The sequence below is a fragment of the Agrobacterium sp. MS2 genome (genome assembly GCF_003261015.1).
In the GTDB taxonomy this organism is placed as follows: domain Bacteria; phylum Pseudomonadota; class Alphaproteobacteria; order Rhizobiales; family Rhizobiaceae; genus Agrobacterium; species Agrobacterium pusense.
In genome coordinates this window covers 1-5,216 of the sequence record NZ_QLNF01000089.1, presented here as the reverse complement: position 1 = coordinate 5,216, position 5,216 = coordinate 1, and the positions used below count along the sequence as shown (strand labels likewise).

The following is a 5,216-nucleotide window of genomic DNA, read 5'->3' as shown; positions in this document are numbered from 1 at the left end:
ATTTCCGGCCCCAGCGCCGGATCGTTTCGTAGGACACGACAATGCCGCGCTCCAGCAGCATTTCTTCCACCAGCGGCAGGCTTAACGGGAACCGGAAATACAGCCAGACGGCATGGGCGATGATATGCGGTGGGAAACGGTGGTTCTTGTAGCTCATAGTCGGCGTGCTCATCACGTCCGGTTATCCGTCAACCGTTAAGCCACGAACAACGTGACAACGCCCCTTCACCCAGCCGTCGGCGAATTGCGGGAAGCCATGAAGGAGAAGGACAGTTTCCCCTTCTTTCGGCCCGCACGCCAGGCCCGAGAACACCATTCCGCGAGCAGCCAGGGTGAATTCCTCGATATCCATCCAGGGTGCGGCCTGATTGCCGATATCCGTCATTGCGCAGAGGCATCTGCCGGCTGCCTTTTCCATCCGGCATCAGCGATCCACTTGAGCGCTGAAAGACTTGGCATGAACAGATATTCGCCGCCCTTCATGACGTTGAAGGTCTGAACGCCGTCGACCCGCTTACGAACCGGAGTCTGCGGAATGGTGAACTGGCCATCTTCTTCGTGCAATCCCACGATCGGATCTCGCTCTTCCCCGAGATCGACAAAGTTACCCCGGTTGATCCATTCCTGCTGCATGAACTCGATCGTGTCATAGGCCCGCGCGCTGATGAAGATGAAGAAAATTCCCCGGTCAGCCTTGCCGTCATCTTGCGGCGTGACATCCTCTGAATAGACCGGACCAAACGTCGATGATCTGCGAATGATGCGATGGATGTTGACGTCGGTCAGCAGGGTCAGCTCGGAGTCGCGCGGATTGAGCCGGCGCATGTGACAGCCAAGGGGTACGACGCGTCCCTTCGGATCATCCTTGAAATTGAAGTCATTGTTGCGTTGTGGATCATTGCCGAGATGCGGATCGTCGTGATCCGGCGACAGAATGAGCGGGGCGCCAGATCGCCAGCGACCGAACATTTTGGCAGCAAGGAGCTCGCGTTTCTCTTCAGTCTCACCATGGGCCTTGAGGAACGCATTAAAGCATCCGACGCGGCTCTGGAACTTGCGCAGGACAACGAAGGTGCCGTTCCTGCCGAGCACCGCAGGCTGCGGCATGGCCAGTTCCTGGCCGTTTTCGCTTTCATAACCAAGAATGAACTCCCCAGCTTTGATCGGCCGCTCCTCGCCGGGAAGCGGATCAATCCCGCTGCCTTCGACGGCCGGCTGCGAGATCGAATCCCGAAACCCGAACGGGTTTTTAGCACCATCAGGTGCCCCGAAGCGATGCTCACCGAGGAGCGTGACGCCGCTGCTTCTGTCGAGTTCTGCCCGCGCCGTCGCCAGCGCCTTGTCGAGTGCCGCGTCGTCGACGGCATATATAGTCAACGCTAGATGACAGTTTCCGGGTTTGAACACGTCCTCCCACTGCTCAGGCGCATTTGGACCGAAGTCGCGAAGCTGTTCACGCCTGGCCGCCATACCCTGCTGAAACGGCAAGGGAAAGGTGTTGAGTTGAGCGTCCGGAACGCCGAGTGCCTTCAGACCTTCAAAGCTCAGTGCCGCGCCGATCCAGAAATCGAGATTGTCGGTCCAGTTGTCTGCCGAGGCAATGTGAGGCGCAAGGCGACCAAGAAGATCCCTTGCACCCTCGGGCTCATCGAAGTGGAGCATGGCGTGGATGCCGACATAAGGCTCGGGGCGGCTTCTGAGGATCAGTGCCTGGATGTCATCCAGCTCGAGAGAGACGCTGTCGCGTCGAAACCGTTGCCTGATCGATTGGAGAAGGTTCATACTCAGCCCACCTTGTCTAGGAATTCATTGACGGCATGCTCCATTCGTTGCAGCCGCCGCACATCGACCACGGTGACCTGCGGATTGGCAACGAACCATCCGGCCGCGGTAATCTGATGTTCGGCGATAAAGTCCTTGACCTTGGGGCTTGCGATGCCAGGCCAGCCCTCGACGGAGGCGAAGAGCAGATCCATCAGATCCGGGATTTTGGTGGCGAAGTCGTTGATATAGGTATCCCAGTCGCCATCATAGGCGGTGGCGAAGAGGATGCGCGTGTCATTGTCAAAGAAGACGAAACGCATGTTGTGCAGCGTGCCAACCTTCTGAGCGCCGTCGAAATTGCCATTCACCAGATTGAAAATGCGCCGAAGCCGGTCGGCGCCACCGGGCTTAAGATCGGCGATGGCCGTCAGCTCGGAGACATTGCCGGATTGGGCTCCGACCCGACCGGCGGAGCCTGCGGTACCCTTGAGATCGGGATTGTGCTTTGTGACCATCTGCTCAAGCGCAAGCTTGGCGAGTTGCGGGGCGTCCCCGACCACCTCCTCGATCCTGCGCCGAATGGCTTGCAAACGCGTCTCGTCGATCTGTGGGGTGTCGTCTGTGTCGGCCATGCTGGCCTCCTTTCCATGACATTCATGAATTGTCTGGCGATGAGGAATTATTCAATCCGGAATTTCGTCGATCGATGTCGGCTCTAAACGGGGCTGCGCGTTCAGCGCGTGACGGCGTGCCGCCGACCGCTCGTATGCGGCAATGCGGATACGCATGATCGATCCAAGCGGTTGATGATCCTTGATCCCGTGCCAGGGATTGAAGGATAAGACATCGTCACCATAGACCCGGCGGGCAGGGGAGTACGCCTCCTGAGCGGGAATGCGGAGCGTTGCAATGGGCTGTTGCGGAGACAATTCCTCGCGCCACAGCACGGCGGCATCTTCGACGGGCATATGGTCTAAACTGCGACAGAGCTGGGCGCGCAGTTCGTATTCCGCGGCCTGTTGTCTGAAGTGATCGACGACGAGATCGCGCATCGTACCGTCCTCGATATCACCGACGTCCTGACCGGTCAGATTGCGAACGTTTTCCGACAAAGGCGCGGCGCTGATCTTGGCGATGTAATCGCCAAACCGGATCGCGGCCATCGAATGATAGGTCTCGCCAAGCAAGTGGGCATTATCGCGCGCCAACCCCTTCAAGGTCGCACCTGGCTCGATGCCGACCGCTTCCACGGCCGTCTCCACGCCTCGGGCGACACCAGCCATGGCCCGCTGGAGGAACGCCGGGTTCTCTGCGTTCTTTTCCAGGAGACCGACGAGCTGGCGGTATTTCTTGATCGTACCAAAGCTCAAAACCGGGATGTTGACGAGGAGAAAGTCCTGATTGTGCCCGGCATCGTCGGCCAGCAGCCGATCGCCATCGACGCCGATGACTTTGATCGCCATGCCACGTGGTGCCGGGATGGTGTCGGAGTGAATGTCGCCAGGTGCGGAGGACAGGCGAATGATCACGGAGTAAGTGGCCGGTCGCGCAAACAATCCCTGGCACAGATGGTCAGGAAGTTCCGGCACAACCAATTCACCCTTGAGAAAACCATGACTTTTGGCATGCGCGTCGCGGACGGCATGGCGGTGGCGCTCGAATGCCTTGCGGTTCGATTCAGCCATTATGTCGAGGATTTCAGCAGTGAGGGCATCCTCATCATCTGCTCGAATTTCGACATCTGCATGATAGGGAACGTACTCGCTCAAATGATCGCCTCAAATCTATCTTGAAACCATATCGACTTTGCTCGGGTTGAGATATCGCTTGATATCTGAGATAAGAATGCCTTACCTTCAGAAAAGTTCCAGCACGGTTTGCTTTGCGGAGATAAAATGCCGACGAACAGAAAAGAGACCCAGCGTCAGACACGCGAAAAGCTCTTGGAAGCCGCACACGCATCGATTGTGCAGGAAGGCGTCGCGTCGATCTCGATCCGTAGCATTTGCGCGGCCGCCGGGCGCACGCAAGGTGCTTTCTATTCGAATTTTTCGAGCAAGGACGATCTTCTCGTCGATCTGATGGAGATCCACATCCTTGAGGAAGTTTCGCTCTTGCGACGGATTGTGCACGAGGCAGCCAGCGACACCATTGAAGAGACGCTATGCATTCTGGCCGAGCGACTTGCGTACATCGCCGCCGAGCCCGAATGGTCGCTTCTGTCGATCGAATTGCAGCTCCATGCCCGCCGGGACGAGGCGTTTGCCAAACGCCATAATGCCACGAAGGCGACCTGTTATCGGGTGTTTTGCGACCTCATCGAGGATCTCGTTGAGAGCTATGATCTACTTCCAACTTTGCCTCCGTTGCAGATCGGCATCGGACTTTATGCTCTCTGGTCGGGTATGGCCGTGCAGGGCGACGTGGCCCAGGCCATGCCACGAGAACAGATGCTGCTGGCATTCTTCCGGGCGATGACAGGCCTGCATACGATGCCGCACGGATCAGACCGCATCGCTGAATCAGTAAAGTAAGCGCCAGGAACGGTGCCCGATACATTACACGGATTTAATCCAATGGAGAGTTCGATGGCGAGCCTTGGTGCGCGTGCTTTCAGTTTTTCCAGAACACGTTGGGGTGCTTCCTCTCACCGCTACGTTCGGGACAAAAGACCGAGGGCGTTGGTCGTCGAATGTCAATCCGAATATGCAATCGACTACGATCTGATGTTCAATAAATTCGGCTTTCGGTCACGACGCCGACACTGTCGACCTTCGTCGATGTCTCACCGTTCTTCAACGCATGCGCCCGCTGAAACTGATTGTCGTCGCCGGACCCGACGCCGAAATCGACGAATATCCGTGCGACGTGCGGTTGGTTCGAAAGCCCTTGGTAATCCGGGAGCTCGAAAAAGAGGTGGCATATTTATAGGTTCAAGGAAATCGCCAATGCGGCCTGACACGTCACGAAGGCGCTTCAACCTTAATGCTTGATGACAAAACCTCGCTGATCCGGAAATTGATCTGGCATGCCAATCATGCAGGCCGGATGCGGCAACCGGAAATACGGGCTCTTCTCGGTTTTGCACTGGAAGCGGTCGAAGACATATCATCGAAACACAGCGAAAGACGTGAGGTGTGGGAAGCGAAAACCTACGTTGCGGCGGTGATTGGATGCCGACATCCGATACATGATCAGGATGCCAAGAGGCATTCTTATTGGCGGCCAACGCTATCCGGTCAGTCAGAATCTCGCGCATCGGAGCACAATGAATAAGGCAGACCAGACGTTCGAAATCACCGGTAGATGTCGCGAAGGCAATTCAGAAGCTTTGGGACACAGTCGTGTTTTATTGAATAATAGATAGATTGCGCGTCACTGTCCGTCGTCGAATGATTTGAGACTTTTTGGGCTCTGGAAGAATGGAGTTTCCGGCTCGGGTAGCTGGTTAA

General features: G+C 56.7%; 5 protein-coding genes and 1 pseudogene. 1 reads left to right on the top strand and 5 read right to left on the bottom strand.

Annotated features, from left to right (window positions below; all coding sequences use genetic code 11):
* The 5 genes and pseudogenes from DOU54_RS26225 to DOU54_RS26205 all read right to left on the bottom strand — a co-directional run.
* Positions 1-172: pseudogene (locus DOU54_RS26225) on the bottom strand (IS6 family transposase); the annotation flags it as partial.
* Between the two features lie 9 nt (positions 173-181).
* The gene (locus DOU54_RS26220) at positions 182-385 is read right to left on the bottom strand and encodes a hypothetical protein (protein WP_113732120.1); all 204 of its coding nucleotides are present in this window, start codon (positions 383-385) and stop codon (positions 182-184) included.
* Positions 382-1,782: a Dyp-type peroxidase gene (locus tag DOU54_RS26215; protein ID WP_037094933.1), complete on the bottom strand. Its 1,401-nt coding sequence runs from the start codon at positions 1,780-1,782 to the stop codon at positions 382-384. The genes DOU54_RS26220 and DOU54_RS26215 overlap by 4 nt, the downstream gene beginning before the upstream one ends.
* Positions 1,783-1,784: 2 nt before the next feature.
* Positions 1,785-2,396, bottom strand: a complete 612-nt coding sequence (locus tag DOU54_RS26210) for a hypothetical protein (RefSeq protein WP_046797775.1) — start codon at positions 2,394-2,396, stop codon at positions 1,785-1,787.
* A 51-nt stretch (positions 2,397-2,447) separates the two neighbouring features.
* Complete coding sequence (locus DOU54_RS26205; protein WP_092938804.1) at positions 2,448-3,449, bottom strand: catalase family protein; 1,002 nt, start codon at positions 3,447-3,449, stop codon at positions 2,448-2,450.
* 258 nt (positions 3,450-3,707) lie between these two features.
* Here DOU54_RS26205 and DOU54_RS26200 point away from each other — a divergent pair, with 258 nt between their 5' ends.
* Complete coding sequence (locus DOU54_RS26200; RefSeq protein WP_234882129.1) at positions 3,708-4,298, top strand: TetR/AcrR family transcriptional regulator; 591 nt, start codon at positions 3,708-3,710, stop codon at positions 4,296-4,298.
* Positions 4,299-5,216 lie beyond the last annotated feature (918 nt).

What these genes read in the sequence shown, in the direction of transcription:
- DOU54_RS26220 (WP_113732120.1), bottom strand. Translation starts at nt 385, where the DNA reads ATGACGGATATCGGCAATCAGGCCGCACCCTGGATGGATATCGAGGAA.
- DOU54_RS26215 (WP_037094933.1), bottom strand. Translation starts at nt 1,782, where the DNA reads ATGAACCTTCTCCAATCGATCAGGCAACGGTTTCGACGCGACAGCGTC.
- DOU54_RS26210 (WP_046797775.1), bottom strand. Translation starts at nt 2,396, where the DNA reads ATGGCCGACACAGACGACACCCCACAGATCGACGAGACGCGTTTGCAA.
- DOU54_RS26205 (WP_092938804.1), bottom strand. Translation starts at nt 3,449, where the DNA reads ATGGCTGAATCGAACCGCAAGGCATTCGAGCGCCACCGCCATGCCGTC.